The 19,712-nt window shown below is 43.2% G+C and carries 15 protein-coding genes; 8 read left to right on the plus strand and 7 right to left on the minus strand.

Going from position 1 to position 19,712, the window contains the following annotated elements:
• Window positions 1–45: 45 nt before the first annotated feature.
• Entirely contained in the window at window positions 46–1,743 is a 1,698-nt protein-coding gene (locus tag BC751_RS00955) for a 1-acyl-sn-glycerol-3-phosphate acyltransferase (RefSeq protein ID WP_130273908.1), read from the plus strand.
• A complete protein-coding gene (locus tag BC751_RS00960) occupies window positions 1,721–2,779 on the plus strand; it encodes an NAD(P)H-dependent glycerol-3-phosphate dehydrogenase (protein ID WP_130273909.1) in 1,059 nt (352 codons plus the stop codon). Before BC751_RS00955 ends, BC751_RS00960 begins: the two co-directional genes overlap by 23 nt.
• Here the strand turns inward: BC751_RS00960 and BC751_RS00965 are convergent, their stop codons facing one another.
• Window positions 2,780–3,916 (minus strand): hypothetical protein, encoded by a 1,137-nt coding sequence (locus BC751_RS00965; RefSeq protein ID WP_130273910.1) that lies wholly within the window; start codon window positions 3,914–3,916, stop codon window positions 2,780–2,782.
• Between the two features lie 207 nt (window positions 3,917–4,123).
• On the opposite strand from BC751_RS00965, the gene BC751_RS00970 reads away from it, so the two are divergent.
• Genes BC751_RS00970 through BC751_RS00985 form a run of 4 tightly spaced genes read left to right on the plus strand, consistent with a single transcriptional unit; the run spans window position 4,124 to window position 10,201 of the window.
• Window positions 4,124–5,401 (plus strand): APC family permease, encoded by a 1,278-nt coding sequence (locus BC751_RS00970; protein ID WP_130273911.1) that lies wholly within the window; start codon window positions 4,124–4,126, stop codon window positions 5,399–5,401.
• Between the two features lie 52 nt (window positions 5,402–5,453).
• Window positions 5,454–7,109: a DUF5060 domain-containing protein gene (locus BC751_RS00975; RefSeq protein WP_130273912.1), complete on the plus strand. Its 1,656-nt coding sequence runs from the start codon at window positions 5,454–5,456 to the stop codon at window positions 7,107–7,109.
• Between the two features lie 5 nt (window positions 7,110–7,114).
• On the plus strand, window positions 7,115–8,068 hold the full coding sequence (locus BC751_RS00980) for a nucleoside hydrolase (protein ID WP_130273913.1): 954 nt from the start codon (window positions 7,115–7,117) through the stop codon (window positions 8,066–8,068).
• Window positions 8,069–8,071: 3 nt separating this feature from the next.
• Window positions 8,072–10,201 (plus strand): outer membrane protein assembly factor BamB family protein, encoded by a 2,130-nt coding sequence (locus tag BC751_RS00985; RefSeq protein ID WP_130273914.1) that lies wholly within the window; start codon window positions 8,072–8,074, stop codon window positions 10,199–10,201.
• A 3-nt stretch (window positions 10,202–10,204) separates the two neighbouring features.
• Here BC751_RS00985 and BC751_RS00990 read toward each other — a convergent pair whose 3' ends face one another.
• Genes BC751_RS00990 through BC751_RS01000 form a run of 3 tightly spaced genes read right to left on the minus strand, consistent with a single transcriptional unit; the run spans window position 10,205 to window position 12,228 of the window.
• Complete coding sequence (locus tag BC751_RS00990; RefSeq protein WP_130273915.1) at window positions 10,205–10,405, minus strand: DUF433 domain-containing protein; 201 nt, start codon at window positions 10,403–10,405, stop codon at window positions 10,205–10,207.
• 44 nt (window positions 10,406–10,449) lie between these two features.
• Window positions 10,450–11,427, minus strand: coding sequence for a YpdA family putative bacillithiol disulfide reductase (locus BC751_RS00995; protein ID WP_130273916.1), 978 nt, complete (start codon window positions 11,425–11,427; stop codon window positions 10,450–10,452).
• Between the two features lie 15 nt (window positions 11,428–11,442).
• Entirely contained in the window at window positions 11,443–12,228 is a 786-nt protein-coding gene (locus BC751_RS01000; RefSeq protein WP_130273917.1) for an NRDE family protein, read from the minus strand.
• A 147-nt stretch (window positions 12,229–12,375) separates the two neighbouring features.
• Here BC751_RS01000 and BC751_RS01005 point away from each other — a divergent pair, with 147 nt between their 5' ends.
• Both BC751_RS01005 and BC751_RS01010 read left to right on the plus strand, forming a co-directional pair.
• The gene (locus tag BC751_RS01005; protein ID WP_130273918.1) at window positions 12,376–12,750 is read left to right on the plus strand and encodes a BlaI/MecI/CopY family transcriptional regulator; all 375 of its coding nucleotides are present in this window, start codon (window positions 12,376–12,378) and stop codon (window positions 12,748–12,750) included.
• On the plus strand, window positions 12,750–14,660 hold the full coding sequence (locus tag BC751_RS01010; RefSeq protein ID WP_130273919.1) for a M56 family metallopeptidase: 1,911 nt from the start codon (window positions 12,750–12,752) through the stop codon (window positions 14,658–14,660). The genes BC751_RS01005 and BC751_RS01010 overlap by 1 nt, the downstream gene beginning before the upstream one ends.
• Window positions 14,661–14,714: 54 nt before the next feature.
• On the opposite strand, the gene thrC is transcribed toward BC751_RS01010, so the two are convergent.
• The 3 genes from thrC to thrA are packed head-to-tail and all read right to left on the minus strand — an operon-like array spanning window position 14,715 to window position 19,433.
• On the minus strand, window positions 14,715–16,019 hold the full coding sequence (gene thrC / locus BC751_RS01015; protein ID WP_130273920.1) for a threonine synthase: 1,305 nt from the start codon (window positions 16,017–16,019) through the stop codon (window positions 14,715–14,717).
• A 25-nt stretch (window positions 16,020–16,044) separates the two neighbouring features.
• On the minus strand, window positions 16,045–16,977 hold the full coding sequence (locus tag BC751_RS01020; RefSeq protein WP_130273921.1) for a homoserine kinase: 933 nt from the start codon (window positions 16,975–16,977) through the stop codon (window positions 16,045–16,047).
• A gap of 2 nt (window positions 16,978–16,979) precedes the next feature.
• A complete protein-coding gene (gene thrA / locus BC751_RS01025) occupies window positions 16,980–19,433 on the minus strand; it encodes a bifunctional aspartate kinase/homoserine dehydrogenase I (protein WP_130273922.1) in 2,454 nt (817 codons plus the stop codon).
• Window positions 19,434–19,712 lie beyond the last annotated feature (279 nt).

Raw genomic sequence — 19,712 nt, forward strand, 5'->3', positions numbered from 1 at the left:
ACCTATTTTTATTATCTTTGCATTTGACTCAAAACAACATTGCCCTTGTCGGAAGGATACATCAAACATCAGTATGAACCCATTCTCCCCCAAAAGGATGAATGGCCAGTGGTTAAGCTGAGCAAAAACAGGAAAGAATTTGTCAGGCAGGTTGCGGAAGCCAGTAAAAAGGCTATTTTGGAGATTACCGGAAACAATGTTGACCTGCTAAAGGAGGAGTTGGAAACCACCCTATACCGGGAGAAGCTGAGGATGAAACAGAACCCTTGGGCCGTGGATCCGGATGATGAAAAAGATTTCTGGAGAAAAGTAAAACTGGTTTTGGTACAGACCAGCTCGGACAGTGCACTGACCAAGACGCAGAAAAAGAAAAAATACCATGAAATTCTGGAGGATATTACCATGCGCTATGCAGAGGAAATCGCCAGTAATTTTATCCATACGCACTACAAAGTTACTAGGAGGATCGTTACTTTTGGGTTTGCCAGGCTCTTAAATGCAGCAAGGGTCAAAGGGATCAAATCGCTATTCAGCAACCAATACACACTTCAGGACAAAATTCAGATTGTAGGAGAAACGGATCAAATCCGTGAGTTAGCCTCTAAAGGAACGATTGTAATGGTTCCTACCCATTTTTCCAATTTGGACAGTATCCTGATCGGATGGATCATTTCAGTGTTGGGTCTGCCTCCTTTCATTTATGGCGCTGGACTGAACCTCTTCAATATTGGCATTTTTGCCTATTTTATGAATGCACTGGGCGCCTATAAGGTAGACAGGAGAAAGAAAAACCTGCTTTATCTGGAAACCCTGAAAACCTATTCTTCTGAAGCTATTCAGGCGGGAGTCCACAGCCTTTTCTTTCCGGGCGGAACCCGCTCCAGAAGTGGAATGATAGAAAAGAAATTAAAACTGGGTTTGCTGAGCACGGCAGTTGAAGCACAAAGGGCAAATTACCAGAAAGCAAAAAATGATGCTGGGGGTAAGGTATTTATTGTACCCGTGACCATCAATTACCACTTTGTATTGGAAGCTCCGAGCCTGATCCAGGAATACCTCACCATGACCGGTCAGGAACGTTATTACGCAGAACGGGATGAGTTTTCCACCTCCTATAAGATTTCAAAATTCCTGGTCAAATTCTTTACCAAAGGTTCGGACATCTCAGTGACAATAGGAAAGGCGATGGATGTTCTTGGCAATTATGTGGATAATGCTGGGAACAGTTTTGACCGGCATGGAAGAAAAATAAATACCAGGGATTATTTTATTTCCAATGGAGCGGTTACAGTGGATACACAGCGCGAGGAAGAGTACACCAATCATTTGGGCAGGAGGATAGTAGAAGAATTTCATCTCAACAACAGGGTATTCAGCTCCCATTTAGTGGCTTTTACAGCCTTCCAAATGATCAAGCAGGATAACAAAAAACTTGATCTGTATAACTTATTGAGATTGCCTGAAGAGGACATTTTCATCGTCTACGTTGAATTTAGGGAGGCTTGTCAGATGGTTTTGGATAAAATTTTCGAATTGGAAGCAGAGGGAAGACTTCAGGTAGCTCCACATTTGAGACAGGATATTGATAGTATTATCAGCCATGGTCTGGACAATGTGGGGATGTACCATGCCAAAAGACCATTGATCAAAAACAAGAACGGCAATATAGAGACACAGGATTTATCGGTATTGTATTTTTACCACAACAGATTGATAGGATATGACCTCGAGAAACTCTTCTAAAGAAAAATCCATTGGCGTAGTGGGCATGGGGAGTTTTGGGACTGCCATTGCCAATATTTTGGCGGAGAAAAGCAAGGTAATCGCTTTTGCCAGAAGATCCGAAGTGGTGGATGAGATCAACCATAAACATCAGGTGGAAGGACTTCCCATCCACCCCGGAATCGTTGGTACATTTGACCCGGAATTTCTGTGCAATTCATGTGACATCATTTTTTTTATGGTGCCATCTGCTGCATTTCAGGAAGTTATCCGCTCTTTTTCCCCCTACCTTTATCCTTATCATCTGGTAATTCACGGTACCAAAGGATTGTGCCTCGATTTACCGGAAGGACAAACTTTGGAAGATGTAGGTAAAATTACCCGTGAAAACATCCTGACCATGAGCGAAGTGATTCTTAAAGAAACGGTAGCTATCCGGGTGGGGTGCCTGGCAGGTCCTAACTTGGCCAGGGAATTATACGAAGGACAACCTGCAGCTACTGTAGTGGCCAGTAAATACAACGAAGTCATCTTAGAAGGCCAAAGGTTACTGAGAACAGATAAATTTCAGGTCTATGGCAACTCCGATATAGTGGGTGTTGAATTGAGTGGGGTTTTAAAAAACATCATTGCCATAGCAGCCGGAGCGCTTGCCGGTATGGGCCTGGGGGAAAATGCCAAAGGATTATTGATCTCAAGGGGGATGGTTGAACTGGTTTACCTTGGAAATGCTTTAGGAGGCAGTGTTAAATCGTTCATAGGACTGGCAGGTATCGGGGATTTGGTTGCAACCTGTAATTCCACCTTGTCCAGAAACTTCACCGTAGGTTACCGCCTTGCAAAAGGCGAAAAATTAGAAGACATTCAAGCTTCTATGGAAGAGGTAGCTGAAGGTATCAATACCATCCGTCTGATGAAGGCCTTTGTGGAAGGTACAGGCATGCGGGCCCCTATTACGGAAAACCTTTACAAAGTATTGTTTGAAGACTTGAAAATTGAAGAAGCCCTGCAATACCTGATGAAATATCCATTTAGCGTTGATGTGGATTTCCTTTGATTACTTGAAAAAATCAAGAGGCCTGGAAAATATCCACGATTTTCTCAAATTGGAATTATCCTGCAATAAAGTTCCGGCAAAAACTATATCTTCATCGTTTCGCTTCCTTATGGCATAAAGCTTATTGTGATTGTTTATCACCCCAAACCTTTGCCAGATATTGGAGCCGTCCGGCCTGTTCAAAACCAGTAGTCCTTGGTCGAAACCATCAGCACCTTGACTAGTAAAACCGCAGAATAAATTGCCTTTTGGCGTAAATTCCACATCATAAAACCAGTTCTTTTCCGAACCTTCCAATTGGAAATTGATTTCAGAAATTTTGTTGCCCTGTGGATCAAGTTCAACAGCCCAGGCAATTGTCTGTCTTGATCCAACAAGCCAAATACCCCCTGATGCATTTTCTTTCACACGGGTTATGGTCTCAAATCCCGGAAATCCTAACTCATTTTGCCATTTGAGCTGTTGGTTTTCAAATTGGAACACCAAAATCCCTTCATCCGTATTTCCCTGTGAAATTTTTCTTGAACCCTGAATCAGAAATTTTTTATCGGATTGGATCAAAACAGTATTGGCAAAATAATCCACATTGGTCGTAAAATGGCTAACTGAACTGGACAAAACCCCGCCATCCTTACCGATCTCGGTAATGGGTATACTCTTATGATAAGGTGCGGCAGTTTGTTCCGACCCACTGACATAGAAAAGCCAAAGGCGATTATTATACCATTCGATGGAAACACTCTCTACAATCTCATTCCCTGGGGCTTCAAATTCGAGCTCCCATAACTTGGATCCCGCCAAGGTATAGGCTGATACCCCCAAATTTCCTAATGCGCCACCTTTTGCCTTTCCTGCAATCACTATCATATCCCCAGCCAGCTCTAGGCTGTTTATCCCATGTTTTGTAGGTACTACCTGAAACAAGTAATCCGCTTTTGGACTCAGTTTGGTAAATTGATTAAAGTTGTAAATCAGTAATTCCTTATTACTGGTCATTTCCAAACCTGTCGCACCCTCATTATCAGCAATTACCATTTCAATTGGTTCAAGTGAGGGTACAATAGGCTCATCTTCCTTGGAGCAACCCATGATAAGGAAAATCAATCCCGGAATAAAAAATAATCTATAAACACTCATAAATACCTGAATATCTGAAGACTAATATATAAAAATCACATAAAATATCCCAAAAACTCTCTAAAAACCAAGACCGAATCCCGAAAAACTTAACAGGACTTTTTGGGTTCGTACAATTTACTGGACTACTCAGATAAAAGAAGCTTTGCTTTTCGGGAAGATTGGATAACTTAATGGCCGGTTGATTTTGGAATTTAATCTTCACTTATGCTCAAACGTGGAATCCAGAAATGGGATTTGGTATTTTTGATCATCAATTCAGTTATCGGAGCAGGGATTTTTGCATTGCCTGCCAAGGTCTTTGCCCTTTCCGGTATTTATTCAGTACTGGCATTTTTGGTCTGCGCCTTGGTAATGATGGTCCTGATTTTGGTTTTTGCAGAGGTGAGTTCCAGGTTTGAGCAGACAGGTGGACCTTATCTGTATACCCTCAAAGCTTTTGGCCCCATTCCAGCATTTGTTATTGGTTGGCTATTGATGCTCACCCGGCTGTTTAGCTATGCCACTTTGATCAATCTATTGGTGTTATATCTTTCCTTCTTTTCTGAGATCTTCAACCAAACAGAGGTCCGGATAGGGATGATCCTATTCATCACAGGACTGATTACCTATGTCAATTGGATAGGAGTCAAAAACACAGCAAGAATCAGCAATATTCTGACGGTAGCCAAACTTTTCCCCTTGGCTGTTTTTATCTTAGTGGGGCTGTTTTTTATCGATTTTGATTTGATTGAACCTGGGCCTTTACCCTCTTGGTCAGACTTTTCTGCATCAACCTTATTGTTGATTTTTGCTTTTGGAGGGTTTGAAGCAGGCTTGGTCAACAGTGGGGAAATTGTGGAGCCCAAAAAAAACCTACCCTTTGGACTGATCACGGCTGCGGCCATTATAGCGGGATTTTATATCATGATCCAAGTGGTATCCATCGGTACTTTGCCGGATCTGGCCAGCTCTGATAAGCCTTTAGCCGACGCGGCCTCTGGCTTTATGGGTTGGTATGGGGGCATGTTTATCACCATTGGAGCGGTGATTTCCATCATGGGAACCTTGAACGTGCAGATATTGAGCGGCTCAAGGCTTCCCTTTGCCTTGAGTCTCGAAGATCAGTTGCCCAAGTTTTTTGGCAAGGTCCATCCACGCTTTGCAACTCCTTTTGTATCTCTTGCTTTTTTCGCTTCTTTGGTAGCATTTGTGGCAATCGTCTGGGGTTTTATGAGTTCATTGGCTGTATCCGTGATTTCCAGATTAATCCTATACGGCATGGTATCGGCAGCTTTGATCCGGTTACGTCAGATCCAACCTGAAGGAAACCATTTCAAGATACCCTATGGCAATTACCTGGCCATCGGAGGTATAGTAGCTACCCTATGGCTACTTTCCGGAAGTCAGGCAGAGGAATTATGGGATACGCTTTTGTGGACGGGGTTGGGCTTACTCATTTTTGCCATCCATCGGATTTTGAGTAAATCCAGAACAAAGAAATAACAAAAAAATGCATGGGTTTTCTTAGATTTAAGGAAAAACCTATTGATTACCGATGACTTACCGTTCAATTTATCTGGCCTTTCTCATTTGGCTCTTTTCCTTCCCCTTGCAGGCCCAGGTCATAAAATCCAATTACCGTCAGGGAATAACGGCCCAGACAGAACAATGGCAGGTTCACGATTTCATCTTCCAAGCAAAACCAAAAACTTCAGAAAACCCCTTTGATGTGACTTTTGGGGCCATCTACACAGGTCCCGATGGAGATAAGATGGATGTCCCCGGTTTTTTTGATGGCAACAATCAATGGGTTTCCAGATTTTCGGCATCAAAATCAGGGGCTTGGACTTTTGAAACCTACTCCACAAGACCGGAGTTAAGCGGTCTCAGGGGTTCCATAATGGTAAAAGAAAATACCCGGCCCAACCAAAAAGGAGCCGTCTTAATCGATAATAAAAACCCACAGGCATTTGTCTACGAAGATGGCTCTTCCCACTTTATATTGGCTTTTGAACTTGATTGGCTTTTTGCTTTGGACTATCATAATCCCAAGCACATTCCGAGAACTGAAAAAATCTTGGATGATATCGCAGCTAATGGCTTCAACCATGTGGTGATGAATGTTTTCGCTTACGATGTGGGTTGGAAAATTGCGGACAATGTGCCTGAGGAGTATTTTTTTGGCAGGCCAAACTACGGGATTTTTGAAGGGGGTAATCAAACACCAGACTTCAACAAACTCAATCTTGCTTTATTCCAACATTTGGACAGGGTGTTTTTGGCAATGCAGCAAAGAGGCCTGGATGCCCACCTCATGATCTATGTTTGGAACAAAAAAGTCAATTGGCCTGACATGTACAGCAAAGCGGACAATCTTTATTTTGATTATGTGATCAGTAGGTACCAAGCGTTTAACAATATTATCTGGGATATTTCAAAAGAAGCATTGGATTATGGACGCTGTGATATCCCTTATCTTCATGAACGCATCAGCAGGGTAAGGTCAAAGGATGCCTTTAAAAGACTGGTTACTGTACATGACTATGAATACAACTCCAGGCATGAAGACAAAGTGGACTTTGTATCAATTCAAAGCTGGAGACCCAATCTTTATTCATTGATGCTTCAGGGGAGACAGTTTCATAGCAAACCGGTTGTCAATATTGAACATGGTGGATATGAACAGGGTCCTTATGTATCTTTTTTAGGTAACTACACCAATGCAGAAACCTGCTTGGAAAGGACTTATGAATGCGTTTTCGCAGGGGTTTACGGCTCATATTATTGGCAGGATGCAGCCTGGAATATTGTGATCTGGGACGCTTTGGAAGAAAAGCATGATTTTAATTCCCCCAGATATGATTACTACAAACATTTGGCAGGACTTTTTAAAAAATATAATTTTAATGAATTTAAACCATCAGTTCCTAAACTGACTACCAATGATAAAGGAGGAAATGACAACCTGGCTACCAATGGTTTTGGACTGTATGATGATAAAGGCAAATACCTGATGCTTATCCCTAAGGAAACAGAAAGGACCAATGTCATCATCCCTAGACCGGAATCCGGGAAAATCATAGTCAGTTGGATGAACCCATTTACTGGAGAATTCCGGGATAAAGGAGAAATGAACTGGTCAGGCTGGATGGAAATGATCAGCCCATGGCAGTATGAAATGAGTATTCTGATGATCGAAAACAAAAAATAGGAAGAATGAAAAGTTACCAAAATAAAATCAAATGGTCCTTTCTGGGTGTAATGTTGCTATCGTTGCTTTTCTTGTCTTATCCCGGATTTTCCCAAAAACAAAAGGTGTGGCTGGATTCAGATACCGGCAATGAGATGGATGACCTGTATGCCATTGTCAGGCTTTTGAAAGAGCCTTCTGTGGAAGTGATGGGACTGAGTTCTGCTCATTTCAACAACCCCGACCTCTTGGTTTTCGAAAAATGGAATGCCTATGATACTAAGCACCTCAACACCCTGGAGGACTCACAAAGACTGAATGAACTCATTCTTAACACCATGGGCTTGTCCCATATACCTCATCCAAAAGGAGCAGACCGACAGGTCGGTCGGGCTTGGGGAGGGACAGAACCCAGAGATTCTCCCGCAGCCCAAAAAATCATACAAACCGTCAAATCCCTCCCCGAAGGTGAAAAATTGGACATCATTACCCTAGGAGCATTGACCAATATTGCGTCTGCTATCATTTTGGAACCGGAAATTCTTCCTAAAATCAGGGTTTTTGCTTTGGGAGCCAGGTACAACCAACAAACCAGAGCCTGGAGTAAAAACGAATTCAATATCCGTAATGATCTCAATGCATTTGATTACCTGTTGGATCTTACCGGATTGGATATCACAGTTATGCCCATAGAAACTGCCCTTCCCTTGAAATTTGACCGGGAAGCAACCTATGAAAGAACAAATAACAATATTCCGATAGAAAAAATCCTGGCGGACAGATGGAGAGAACAAAATCCTCAGGATAAAACAAGGGTAATGTGGGATCTGGCCTTGGTAGGAGCCTATCTTTTGCCCCAACATTCGGAGATGCTGCTGGTAAACTGCCCTCCTGAAAACAAATCATTTACTGTTCGGGTCTATTCCAAAATAGATCAGGATGCCTTAATGGAAGATTTCTGGAAAGTTTTAAAACAATAAACGATGAACCCTTTACGATTCGCTCTCTTCTCAGGACTGTGCTGTGCCATGATTGCCTGTACGGGCAAAGACCAATATCCTCTCCCTGACTATTCCAAATGGGAACACTTTGGAGGCACAAAGGATGCTGCCAGGTATTCTTCTTTGGGTCAGATCAATAAAGAGAATGTGAAAAACCTGGAAGTAGCGTGGACTTTTAATACCTTAGATGCCACCGAAAGGAGTCAGATACAGACCCAGCCCATCGTGGTAAATGGAATTCTCTATGGGGTAAGCCCACAGATAAATGTATTTGCCCTAAGGGGCGATACGGGGAAACCCATATGGAGATTTAATCCTTTTCAGATCCTGGGAGGTGAGAATTCATGGGCAGGGGTTAGCCGGGGCCTTACCTATTGGGAGGAAGGGAATGACAAGCGTATTTTTTTCACTGCTTCCCATTATTTGATTGCCCTTGATGCAGAGACAGGAATTCCCATCGAGTCCTTCGGAGAAAAAGGCATGGTGGACCTCAAAAAAGAGCTTGATACGGATTTGGATGATTTTTTACTGGTAAGTAATACCCCTGGGATCATCTATCAGGACAAAATCATCATGGGGATGCGTCTCTCTGAAGGTTTGGATGCTGCACCGGGCCATATCAGAGCTTATAATGTCAGGACTGGGCAGAGAGAATGGATTTTCCACACCATTCCCCATCCCGGTGAATACGGACACGACACATGGGATCCGTCTTACTGGGATAAAATCGGCGGCGCCAATAACTGGGCAGGAATGAGTTTGGATGAAGAAAGGGGAATAGTATATGTGCCAACTGGATCAGCCACCTACGATTTCTGGGGTGGATACAGGCATGGAGCCAATCTCTTTGCCAACTCGCTTATAGCATTGGATGCCAATACTGGTAAAAGGCTCTGGCATTTCCAGGCCGTACACCACGATATGTGGGATAGGGATTTCCCGGCCAACCCCAATCTTATCCGGATTAAAAAGGACGGCAAATGGATAGATGCAGTAGCACAGACTTCCAAACAGGGTTATGTGTATGTATTTGACAGGGTGACAGGTGAACCTATCTGGCCTATTGAAGAAAGGCCTGTTCCCAAATCCAATCTGCCTGGAGAGAAAAGTTGGCCTACACAGCCCCATCCAACCCTGCCGGAGCCTTTTATGCGTATGGTGTACACAGAAAATGAGATCCTGCGCCTTACTCCTGAATGGGAAGCTGACATAAAGACAAAACTTGAAAATGTAAAGTTTGGACATATGTGGCTACCTCCCAGTCATGAACACGGCATTGTCCTTTTTCCAGGTATGGATGGTGGGGCAGAATGGGGAGGTTCCTCTTTTGACCCCTTCACCCAAACCCTTTATGTCAATGCCAATGAAATCCCTTGGGTTATACGCATGGGAGCAAACCCTAAATCCACCAGTTTGGGCCAGAGCATCTATGCCAACTTTTGCGCCAACTGTCATGGAATGGACCGGAAAGGCAATCCCCCCGCCTTTCCCACATTGATTGGTTTGGATAAAAAATACACTGAAAACAGCCTGGAAAATCTGATCAAAAACGGAAAAGGGGCCATGCCTGCATTTTCCCATATTGCTGAGAATGAAAGAAAAGCCATGATAGCCTATCTATTCGGAGAGGAAAAAGAAGATCCCGGAGCAAAAAAAGAACTGGAAGGGGGTAAAGAGATGTTGACTCCCCAATTTTACATGCAAGGTTATTCCCGCTTGCTGACTGAAGATGGCTATCCTGGAATACAGCCCCCTTGGGGAACCCTGACCGCCATTGACATGAATACCGGAAAAATAAAATGGCAATCTGTATTGGGAGAATTTGATGAATTGACCGCAAAAGGTTTTGCCCCAACCGGAACTGAAAATTATGGGGGACCGGTCACCACAGCAGGTGGACTGGTGTTTATCGCTGCTACAAAGGATGAGAAAATCCGGGCTTTTGATAAAGATACCGGTAAAATTTTATGGGAGGCCAAACTCCCTGCTGCCGGTCATGCGACCCCGGCGGTGTATGAGGTGAATGGGAAACAATATGTGGTCATTGCCTGTGGGGGTGGAAAAGGCACCAAATCCGGGGATGCTTATGTGGCTTTTGCTTTACCGGATTGACCATTAAAGATTTGAACCAAATTCCAGGCATGCCTTGATATCTTCAGGTTCTAAACTTGGAAATTGATACAAAATATCTTCATTTGAGTCTCCAGCAGCCAAAAATTCTAGGCTGGTTTGCACGGTAATCCTTTTCCCTCGGATGGTAGGTCTTCCGTTACATATATTCGGATCAATTGTTATTCTGGAAATCAATTCACCCATAATCAAATACAATTATTATCTATTAAAAAACATCTGTGGTTTAATCAAGCGGTCTTCCCCATAATATGCTTCACAATATGCTCTGCATGCACGATAGAGTTCTCAATAAAAAATTCCCTTGTATTCAATCCTCCGCAGACTACACCCGCAAGATAAACCCCGGGAACATTGGACTCCTGATTCGTCTGATCGTAGCAGGGCTGCCGCTTTTCATCTAGGCTTAACTGTACCCCTAATTGGTCCAAAAGGGCAAAATTGGGTACATAACCCGTCATGGCCAACACAAAGTCATTTTCAATGGTAACCTCCCCATCTGGAGTTTGGATCACCACTTCCTTTTCCCGGATTTCCTTGACCAAAGAATGGGTGTAGGCTTTGATAGAGCCTTCCTTGATCCGGTTCTCAATATCCGGTTTTACCCAGTACTTGACATTGGGATCTACACCTTCGTCTTTGAGTACCATAGTCACTTCAGCCCCTTTCCGCCAGGTTTCGAGGGCCACATCCACGGCAGAATTCCCCCCTCCCACCACCAGGATTTTTTGCCCGATGTAGGGCCAAGGCTCTTTGTAATAATGGGTCACTTTCGGCAGGTCCTCTCCTGGCACATGCATCAAGTTAGGCAAATCATAAAATCCTGTAGCAAGGATGATATTTTTGGAAACATACTCTCCCTTTGAAGTTTTGATTTTAAAAAGCCCCTCTTCTTTTCGGAGTTTTTGGACTTCCTCATAAAGTCTGATCTTAAGTTTCCAGGTTTTGGCAACCCTACGGTAATATTCCAAGGCTTCAGTACGGGTAGGCTTGTGGGCAATGGACATAAAGGGTATCCCACCCATTTCCAACTTCTCCGAAGTGGAAAAAAAAGTCATGTTCAGCGGATAATTAAAAAGGGAGTTGGTCAACACCCCCTTTTCCACAATAATATAATGGAGACCAGCTTTCTCACATTCAATCCCACAAGCAAGACCAATTGGGCCGCCTCCCACGATAAAAACATCTAAAATCTCTTGATTTTCCATGTTTTTACAACAGGTTTAGGACTGCTTCTGTTCCAAAAAGTTTTCCACTTTAAAACTGACTTTGGTATCCTGATGGCTTCCTGCCACTTGATCGAACTTCCTTTCCATCATCTCCACTTCCCCCGAATGCTTCCAGAGCAAGACCGTTGAATTTACCGTTCCGTAATAATTACCTACATTGATAAACTGCGCAGAAAGCAATTTTTCCTGTTCCGGGGTAGCTCCGGTATCTGGCAGGATTTCCTGAGGATCTGTTTCCCTGGAATGCTGACCTTTCATCAAGCTCAAAGGTTCAAAAGAATCAGCTGCAATATGTTGGGCGAGATTTTCTTTTGCTTTGATCAATTTAGGCCATGGAGTTTCCAATATGGCATTGCTCAGGCCATAAATACCTGACCCGAGTTTTTGGATTCCCTCCACTTTGTTGGAAAGGTAGAAGAGTCCCTCTTGGTCAGCTACAAGCAGGTTGAAGCCCTCATACTCCATTTTCTCCTTTTCAATTTCCTCCAAGTAGGACTTGGGATCCATCTCTCCTTCCAGGTAATTTTTCACCAGATCTCCTCTGGATTTGGAAAACTCCTGTTTGTTTTTCAGGTCTCTGTAATTGGTGATGGCAGCAAAACGGCCACTGGGATGCATGCCAAGCCAGGTGCCACCGGCACGGAGGTCTTTCCCTGCATAAAAGCCCGAATCCCATAATTGCAAAGGGGCCGATGGCCTTTCAAAGAATTCATCCCTGTTGGCCACTAAGATGAATTTGTACTCAGAATGATTGTTCCAATTAAACGCTAGTAAACACATGTTGCCAAATTAAGAAAATTCCGAAATACTTCGTCTTAATTTGAAAGAACTTTAAACGGGAAACAAATACGAAAAAAATCGTAAGTTTTTTTTGCAAATACGATTTCCTTCGTATAACTTTATACGAAAAGAATCGTACTAAGATTTATGAATACCAAACCGACGGAATCCGAATTGGAAATTTTATCTCTTTTGTGGCAAATGAAGAAGGCCACCGTAAGGGAGATTCACGAGAAATTGGCCGAATCTAAGGATACAGGGTACACCACTACCCTAAAGATCATGCAGATCATGCACGGAAAAGGAATGCTGGGCAGGGATGAGCAAAACCGCACCCATGTGTATTATACTTTGATAGAAGAGAAAGCTACGCAACAGAACCTGGTCAGCAATTTTATGGCTACAGCATTTGGTGGCTCTGCCAAAAACCTGGTCTTACAGGCCTTGGGACAGAGCAATCCCTCTAAGGATGAATTAGATGAAATCCGTGCATTTTTGGACCAATTGGAAAAAGACAAATAATGGAACTCTTCGAAAACCTGGTTCCCGAACCCTACCTCTATGCCCTTGGCTGGATGATCATCCATGCCCTTTGGCAGATTGCAGGCATAGGCCTGATGCTGTGGCTAGGCCTTAGCATTTTAAAGCAAAAATCAGCCGCCTTCAAATATAATTTAAGTGTGGTAATGCTGTTCATGATCCCGATTGCAGCCCTAGTTACTTTCATCTGGCACTTGGATACCAGACTGCCAGTTGAACAGGGGGCACTAAATGAAGCTGAATGGACTTACCTGAACTCCCATCCTGATCTGATTCATCAAGTGGAATTTCAAAATGAAACCAAAGCAGATTGGCAGATAATGAGTGGAAGAATTGAAAAATACATCCCTACCTTAGTCAATTTATGGATGATAGGAGCTTTCCTTTTTTTCTTCAAAACTGTAAGCGGCCTGGCTGACCTGAGATCTCTCCATCGGAAAAAACACGATCCTGTCCCTGATGAATTATTAAGGTTTGTTGAACAAATAAGCCTTCAACTATCCCTTACCAAATCTGTAAAAATCTTTTCCAGCAGGCATTCTGACATGCCGATGGTGTATGGGATTTTCAAACCTGTCATCCTTATTCCTGCTGGGCTGTTATTCCAAATGAACCCTGCCCAATTGGAAGCTATCATCTCCCATGAAATGGCCCATATCCAAAGAAATGATTACCTGGTAAACCTGATCCAATCCATTTTGGAAATGCTGTTTTTCTTCCATCCTGTGTTTTGGTGGATCAACCATGAAATCAAAAAACAAAGGGAAATGGCCTGCGATGAAATGGCAATAGCACTAGGAGCCAAACCAGAAGACCTGGCATATGGTTTGGCCAATGTCATCAATTATGCGCAAAAACATGCTCCTGAAATGGCCATGGCAGCCACCAAAAAGCCTAATCCTACTTTGGATAGAATCAAGAAAATTATGGGGATAAGCCCCTCCCCTACACAACCAACTACTTTAACCACAATTACCATGATGATTACCTTAATACTTGGCGCATCGCTCCTGGTGGGAGCTACTGACCAAAGCAGCCAATCCTCTGAAGATTTGTTTTTAACCCAATCGAAAACACAATCTCTTGATCCCCTTTTCCAATTGGATTTAAGGGAAAAAGAACAAGACACAGTCCCCCCACCTCAAGCAGAATTTTTGCATAAGGATTCTATCCGCACAGGAGAAATCAGCCCAGACCTTTTTGAACTGTTTCAAATAAACATGGAACCCCTTAAAGATTTGGGAATGCTCTTCAGAGACCTGGATTTTGACTTGGGAGATTTCAGCAGCATGCCACACTTGGAATTAAGGGATATCCCTATGCCCCATTTTAATTTTGACAATATGCCCAAGTGGGAAATGAGCCCTGAAATTTTCAAAAAACTTCTGCCTGACTCTGCCATGTTAAAAGAATTAGCCTCGATCAGAGTTACTCCTGCTGATAGCACATTCAAAATAAAATTAGCCAATAAAAACAACTTTTCTGTAGAAGAATGGGAGCAATATCAAAAACTGAAAAATGAGGAATTGGCCAGGTGGAAGGAAAAACATGCTGAACAAATAGAAGCTTGGCAGCAGGAAAGAATTGCCAAAACCGAAGAATGGAAAAAATCCTTCGAACCCAAAGTGAAGGAGTTTGAGGAGAAAATGAAAAAATGGGAAAAGGAAAACCAACCCAAAATCGAGGAATATCAGGCCAGGGTGAAGGCTTGGGAAAAAGAAAACCAGCCAAAGATCGAAGAATTCCAGCGAAAAATGGAAGAATGGCAAAAGGCTAATGAAGAAAAGATGAAAGCTTTCCAGGAAAAAATGGAAGCTTGGCAAAAGAAGCATGAAGCAGAAATGAAAGCACTTGAACAAAAACTCAAAGAAGCAGATACCAGAAAAAACTAATCCGGCAGTTAAAATTAAAAGGGCCGGGTAATTATCCACGGCCCTCAATTTTTCTTACATGCTTTTATTCAAATACTCCCTGAATATAAGATAGTCAATAGGAATTTGCTCAGCTTTCTTCTCCCCTTTCAAAAACTGCTGTAAGCGTTCGGGCAATTCCAAATCAATCCCAAGGACTTCATCCACCACGGACTTGAATTTGCCTGGATGGGCTGTTTCCAAAAAGATGCCTACATATTGGCCGGGGTTCATTCTTAAGAAATTCCTAAGCCCTAAATATCCCACAGCTCCGTGCGGATCTAAAATATAGCCACTTTTTTCTTTTACAGCTCTCATAGCCCTCGCTGTATCCTCATCATCAAAATAAAAACCTTTGACTTTTTCCCTGAATAAGGCCTGATCATTCCCATACAGGGCCAGAAGCCTGTAAAAGTTGCTGGGATTACCTACATCCATGGAATTGCTGATGGTGGATACAGATGGCATGGCCTTGAAATCCAGCCCATGCAGGAAATCAGGAACAACCTTATTGACATTGGTACTGGCTATAAACACATCAATAGGCAAACCCATACGTTCGGCCAAAATCCCCGCACCTAAATTCCCGAAATTCCCACTGGGAACAGAAACAGCCAACTTTTTATGCTTTTCCGGAAGTCTGGACCAAGCATAAAAATAATAAAGGCATTGGGGAATCCACCTGGCAATATTAATAGAATTGGCGGAAGTCAAAAGCATTTTTTGATTCAGTTCCTTATCCAAAAAAGCCTCTTTGACCATCCGCTGACAGTCATCAAACACCCCCTCCACTTCCAGACAATGGATATTCCCCCCTAAAGTGGTAAACTGCTTCTCCTGCAGTTCGGAGACCTTGCCTTTGGGATACAGAATGATTACCTCTACTCCGGGCACTTTATAAAAACCATTGGCTACGGCAGAACCTGTATCTCCGGAAGTAGCTACCAAAACCTTTACCTTCCTTTTTTCCCCTTCCATCAACATGGACATGAGTTTGGAACAAAATCGGGCACCAAAATCCTTAAAGGCCAAAGTAGGTCCGTGAAACAATTCCAGACTGTACATATCCTCTTCAACCCTTACCAGAGGTGCATCAAAAACCAATGTGTGATCTACCAACTCCCTGATCTGTTCCTTATTCAAATCTTCCCCAAAAAGTGCTTCCATCACCTCATAACCCAACTCCCGAAAAGTCAAGGTGGGAAGTCGTTGGAAAAAGGAATCTGGCAATACCGGAATGTTTTCCGGCATATACAGTCCCTGATCTGGTGCAAGCCCCCTAATGACTGCTTCTTTTAAAGTTACTTTATACTTGGGGTTGTTGGTGCTATAATACTGCATATACGAAGATGAATCGGTTGATATATTAAGAAGTTTGTATATAAGCCCCTCTGTCATTGACTTCGGAGACATATACATCTACTCCCAGGCCAATCTTTTTGAAGACTTCTTTACTTGCTTCCCCTGCCTGAAGGGCAATTTCCTTCCCTTGGGACAGTATAAAAATGGTAGGCCCCGAACCGGATATCCCTGATCCCAATGCACCTACTGACCGGATCGATTCCCTTAATTCATAAAATCCGGGGATCAACAAAGCCCTGGATGGTTCTGCTATCACATCCTTCAAAGACCTGCTGATCAGCTCAAAGTCGCTTTGAAAGAGCCCGGCAATAAGGCCGGCAATATTTCCTGATTGTACAGTGGACTCTTTCAGGGAAATCTGTTGCCTCAAAACAGACCGTGAATCTGCCGTTTTCAACTCCAGGTGGGGATGGACCAGGGTACAATACAACCCTTCAGGAACCGGGAGTTTGACCACATCGAGGGGATCATAGCCCCTTATCAATACAAATCCGCCCATGATAGAAGGGGCAACATTGTCTGCATGGGCAGCGCCACAGGCTATACGCTCTGCTTCCATCGCAAAAGGAACCAGGTCTTTTTTCTCAAATGGATTACCAAGGATTTCATTGGCAGCAACCAATGCTGCGGCAGCACTTGCTGCTGAGGATCCCATTCCTGATCCCAAAGGCAAACCTTTGAAAAGATGGATGTCCAAACCTTGCCTGAGCCCCATTTCATCCAACATGGCCTGAATGGCAACAGAACAGGTGTTTTTTTCAGGTTCCAAAGGCAATTTCCCCCCATCCCCTTGGATTTCTACCACCCTAAGGATACCGGAATCAGATTGGGTCACCTGTACCCAATCTCCCAACTCATCGATGGCAAAACCAAGGATATCGAAGCCACAGGAAACATTGGCGACAGTAGCAGGTGCAAAGGCGGTTACCTGTTTCATGGCTATCTGGAATAATTACCTAACCTGATTACATCAGCAAAAACCCCTGCTGCTGTCACATCTGCTCCTGCACCAGGCCCACGTATGATCATGGGGAAATCATGGTAGCGTTCGGTAGTAAACAGGATCATATTGTCACTTCCTTTTAAGGTATAAAAAGGATGGGTGCTATCAAGAGCATTAAGCCCTACCTTTGCTTTTCCATTTTCCAGAGTGGCCATGAACCGGAGTTTTTTTCCTTCGGAGCGGGCTTTCTGAAGCAATTCCGAAAAGGCCGCATCATGTTTTTTTAATCTGTCAAAAAACTCCTGAATATCTTTTGTTTCTACACAATCCTCCGGTACCATACTTTGTATGCTGATGTCCTCAAAATGCAGATCCTGTTCAGCTTCCCTCCCGAGGATGAGGATTTTTCTGGCTACATCCATGCCACTGAGGTCATCTCTTGGGTCAGGTTCTGTGTATCCTTTTTCTTTTGCCAATTTCACCACCTCACTGAAGGCGAGACCGTTTTCAAATTCCGAAAAAATATAATTCATGGATCCGCTCAAAACCGCCTCAATCCTGATGACCTTATCCCCACTGAGCATGAGGTCCTGTAAGGTATTGATTACAGGAAGTCCGGCTGCTACGTTGGTTTCGTAGAGGAATTTCACACCACGCTTATAAGCCAGTTTCTTGAGAGCTTTATAGTTATCCAATGACCCTGAATTGGCCTTCTTATTGGGGGTTACAATTGGTATACTGGCCTCCAAGACCCGGTCATATACATCAGCAACATCCTGACTGGCTGTACAGTCCACAAAAACCGAATTGGAGAAATTCATTTCTTCCATTTGCTGGATAAATTTTTCCAGGTCCATGGGTCTGGAGCCCTCCGCATCCTCTGGACTTGGGCAATTTTTCAAATCAAATCCATCTTCATGAAAGGCCATATACCTGGAGTTGGCTATACCATGGATTTGAATATCCAAATCATTTTCCCTTTGCAATTTCTCCCTTTGATTGGCGATCATCTTGATCAATGCCTTTCCAATTAACCCTACACCTACCAAAAACACGTGGAGTACTTTGTTATCAGAAAGGAAGAAGGCTTCATGCAGCACGTTTAATGCCTTTTGAAGATCTGCCTGGGACACCACAGCAGAAATATTCAGTTCGGAGCTTCCCTGGGCGATAGCATATACGTTGATATTGTTCCTACCCAAAGACTGGAACATCCTTCCGCTGGCACCGGGGTTATGTTTCATATTTTCCCCCACTACTGCCACTACAGACATGTTGGGTACCACTACCACAGGATCCATCTCTCCGTTTTTTATTTCATAGAGAAATTCCTTTTCGATGGCTTCCTTGGCCCTGGGCACTTCCAAAGTACGTATTGCCACACAAATACTGTGTTCAGAAGAAGCCTGGCTGATCAGCAGGACATGGATATTGGCATCCGCAAGCGCACCAAAGACCCTTCTGCTCACACCCACTACCTCAATAAGACCTGAGCCCTCAATATTTAACAAGGAAACACCAGACATGGAAGATATGCCTTTGATGAGTTTACCACTTGGTCCCTCGCCATTGATCAGAGTTCCCGGATTGGCCGGATCAAATGTGTTTTTGATATAAATAGGAATACCCTTCTTCATCGCAGGCTGCATGGTGGCAGGAAAGATCACCTTTGCGCCAAAATGGGACAACTCCATCGCCTCACTGTAAGTAAGCTGGGGAATGGTAAAAGCAGTATAAACCAATCTTGGATCTGATGTCAGAACCCCTGAAACGTCTGTCCAGATTTCCAGGCTTTCAGCCTGTAAAGCAGAAGCAAATATGGCAGCAGTATAATCAGACCCACTTCTTCCCAGCGTGGTTGTTTCGCCTTTTTCAGTAGAACCTATAAATCCGGTAATGACCTTAAGACCTGGATTTTGATGAAAATAATCCAAAATCAGGTCATTGGTAGCGGAAAAGTCCACTTTGGCATTGCCAAACCTGTCATTGGTGCGGATTACAGACCTCGCATCCAAATAGACTGCTGGAAAACCTTCCACCTTCAGGGCCTCTGTCAGGATAAAAGCAGACAACCTCTCTCCAAAACTTGCTACATAATCCAAGGTTCTTGGAGAACATTCCTTGATCAAAAATATCCCGTGAAAGAGGTCTTCCAATTCATTGAACCTGACTTTGACAAAAGTGAGCACAGTCGATTGCAGCTGTATGGGGATCAACTGCTTGACTGTCTCAAAATGTCTCTCCTCCAAAGCTTTTACTTCATCCACATAAGAGCGGTCACCCTGCCTCGCCTTTTCTGCGGAATTCAATAAAATTTCTGTAACTCCCCCAAAGGCTGAAAATACAACGGCGAACTCACCCTTCTTTTGCTGGGAACTTAAAATCTTAAATACTTTGAGAATATTTTCTTTGTTAGCGACGGAAGAACCTCCAAATTTTAAAATCTTCATAGATGAAACAGGCTGAATGATATAAATATAGATAATATTGACCTAAAAAGGTCCTGTTGTAAGGGGCTATATGATGGATTGATACGGGATTACCCCGTAATGGTAGTTGTGGTAAAAAACATGGTAAACACCATACCAACTTCACAGCCCATACCGGAAAAACTCCCGGATGCATTCATAAACCTGAACTTGTCTGCTGTGTAAAACATCTCCTAAAACTTTATACAGCAATCTTAAGGACAAAATTCCAAAAAGCAAAAAATATTTTTATGTTATTCG

The sequence above is a fragment of the Cecembia calidifontis genome (genome assembly GCF_004216715.1).
Classification (GTDB): Bacteria; Bacteroidota; Bacteroidia; order Cytophagales; family Cyclobacteriaceae; genus Cecembia_A; species Cecembia_A calidifontis.

Bases quoted from the DNA above. Each gene is read 5' to 3' on its own strand.
- BC751_RS01020 (WP_130273921.1), bottom strand. From the start codon at position 16,977: ATGAAACAGGTAACCGCCTTTGCACCTGCTACTGTCGCCAATGTTTCC.
- BC751_RS01005 (WP_130273918.1), top strand. From the start codon at position 12,376: ATGAATACCAAACCGACGGAATCCGAATTGGAAATTTTATCTCTTTTG.
- BC751_RS00990 (WP_130273915.1), bottom strand. From the start codon at position 10,405: ATGGGTGAATTGATTTCCAGAATAACAATTGATCCGAATATATGTAAC.
- BC751_RS00975 (WP_130273912.1), top strand. From the start codon at position 5,454: ATGACTTACCGTTCAATTTATCTGGCCTTTCTCATTTGGCTCTTTTCC.
- BC751_RS00960 (WP_130273909.1), top strand. From the start codon at position 1,721: ATGACCTCGAGAAACTCTTCTAAAGAAAAATCCATTGGCGTAGTGGGC.
- BC751_RS00980 (WP_130273913.1), top strand. From the start codon at position 7,115: ATGAAAAGTTACCAAAATAAAATCAAATGGTCCTTTCTGGGTGTAATG.
- BC751_RS00970 (WP_130273911.1), top strand. From the start codon at position 4,124: ATGCTCAAACGTGGAATCCAGAAATGGGATTTGGTATTTTTGATCATC.
- BC751_RS00985 (WP_130273914.1), top strand. From the start codon at position 8,072: ATGAACCCTTTACGATTCGCTCTCTTCTCAGGACTGTGCTGTGCCATG.
- BC751_RS01000 (WP_130273917.1), bottom strand. From the start codon at position 12,228: ATGTGTTTACTAGCGTTTAATTGGAACAATCATTCTGAGTACAAATTC.
- BC751_RS00995 (WP_130273916.1), bottom strand. From the start codon at position 11,427: ATGGAAAATCAAGAGATTTTAGATGTTTTTATCGTGGGAGGCGGCCCA.
- thrC (WP_130273920.1), bottom strand. From the start codon at position 16,019: ATGCAGTATTATAGCACCAACAACCCCAAGTATAAAGTAACTTTAAAA.
- BC751_RS01010 (WP_130273919.1), top strand. From the start codon at position 12,750: ATGGAACTCTTCGAAAACCTGGTTCCCGAACCCTACCTCTATGCCCTT.
- thrA (WP_130273922.1), bottom strand. From the start codon at position 19,433: ATGAAGATTTTAAAATTTGGAGGTTCTTCCGTCGCTAACAAAGAAAAT.
- BC751_RS00965 (WP_130273910.1), bottom strand. From the start codon at position 3,916: ATGAGTGTTTATAGATTATTTTTTATTCCGGGATTGATTTTCCTTATC.